The sequence below is a fragment of the Paraburkholderia nemoris genome (assembly GCF_905221015.1).
Lineage (GTDB): Bacteria > Pseudomonadota > Gammaproteobacteria > Burkholderiales > Burkholderiaceae > Paraburkholderia > Paraburkholderia nemoris.
This window is the reverse complement of the sequence record NZ_CAJNBO010000099.1, coordinates 1-1,658: the sequence shown is the minus strand read 5'-3', so window position 1 is coordinate 1,658 and position 1,658 is coordinate 1. Positions and strand designations below refer to the sequence as shown.

Here is a 1,658-nt window from a genome sequence, read left to right as displayed (position 1 = left end):
CCCTCCATGTCAGGCTAGTTGTCGCCTCACCCGAACCGATTGATGTAAAGATGGGGGGCGGACAGCGAGTGGAAGATGAAACGCTATTCAGCGGAAACCCGGGAATGGGCAATCAAACAGATGATGCCGCCGTTCAATCGTGCGGTAATTGAGTTGTCAGGTGCGACAGGCATCACGACGGTGACGCTACGCACCTGGCGGCAAAGCGCAAGACAGGCAGGGGAATTCATGCCGGGTAATGGCAAAACAGGCGATCAGTGGTCAAGCGCCGACAAGTTCAGGGCGGTGCTGGAGACGGCGTCGCTCAGCGAGATCGAGACTTCACAGTACTGCCGTAGCAAGGGCATTTATCCTGAGCAGATCCGGCAGTGGCGCGAGGCATGCGAGCAGGCCAACGGCGCGCCTGAGCCGAAGCTGACGGCGGCGCAGCGCAATGAAGCGAAGGCTGCGCAAAAACGCATCCGGGAGCTGGAGCGCCAGCTCAAGCGCGCTGATGCGGCCCGTGCGGAGGCGGCGGCATTGCTGAACCTGCGAAAAAAAGCCGACGCGATCTGGGGCAAGGAAGAGGAAGACTGATCAGCAGCCCGGATCGCGATGAAGCCATGCAGTTGATCGATGAAGCGGTGCAGCAGGGGGCATGCCGTGCGCGTGCGTGCGAGCAACTTGGGGTGAACGTGCGCACGGTACAGCGCTGGCGTCAGTCACCCCATGACGGGCGCACGCAAACCCTCCGTGAAGCGCCTCCCAACAGGCTGAGTGAGGCGGAGCGTCAGGCCGTGCTTGAAGCGGCCAACCGGCCCGCATTCGCGAGCCTGACGCCGCACCAGATCGTGCCGAAACTGGCCGACGAAGGGGTTTATCTGGCCAGCGAATCGACGTTTTACCGGATCCTGAAAGCGGCGGGACAGGGCCAGCGCCGTGGGCGTGCGAAGGCGCCGCAACGACGCCCACTCACGACGCATCACGCCAATGGCCCGAATCAGGTGTGGTGCTGGGATATTACGTGGATGCCGAGCACGGTCAGGGGCCGGTACTTTTACTGGTACATGATGAAGGACATCTACAGCCGCAAGCTGGTGATGAACGAGGTGTGGGAGCAGGAGTCGGCCGAGCACGCGAGCGAGTTGCTGCACAGGGGATGTTTGCGCGAAGGCATCGCCGGACGTCCGCTGGTGCTGCACTCGGATAACGGCAGTGCAATGAAAGGCGCCACGATGCGTGCGGCCATGATCGATCTGGGCGTGCAGCCTTCGTTCAGCCGGCCGCGCGTGAGCAACGACAACGCCTTTGCAGAATCGCTGTTCCGTACGGCGAAGTACTGTCCGTTATGGCCCGAGCAGCCGTTCGACACGCTGGAGGAGGCCCGCGCATGGGTGCAGCGCTTTGTGCAGTGGTACAACGAGGAGCACTGTCACAGCGGCCTGAAGCATGTCAGTCCGGGACAACGGCACCGCGGCGAAGCCGACGACCTTCTGGCCCGCCGGCGTGCGTTGTACGAAGACGCACGCATGCGGAACCCCGCGCGCTGGTCAGGCGCCATTCGCAACTGGCACCTGGCAGACGTGGTCTATCTGAACCCGGAGCGAACTAACGCGTCGGTCGAAATGTATAAGCACGCAGCGTAACGGTTCACGCGACAACTACCTTGACACACACCG

1 protein-coding gene is annotated in these 1,658 nt (G+C 62.4%); it reads left to right on the top strand.

Annotated elements, in window-relative coordinates:
- Positions 1–75: 75 nt before the first annotated feature.
- Positions 76–1,625 (top strand): IS3 family transposase gene (locus KHO33_RS41815; protein ID WP_407946234.1). Its coding sequence is split into 2 segments (ribosomal slippage): positions 76–544 and positions 544–1,625, totalling 1,551 coding nucleotides; the frame shifts between segments, so codons are not numbered across the junction.
- Positions 1,626–1,658: the final 33 nt, after the last annotated feature.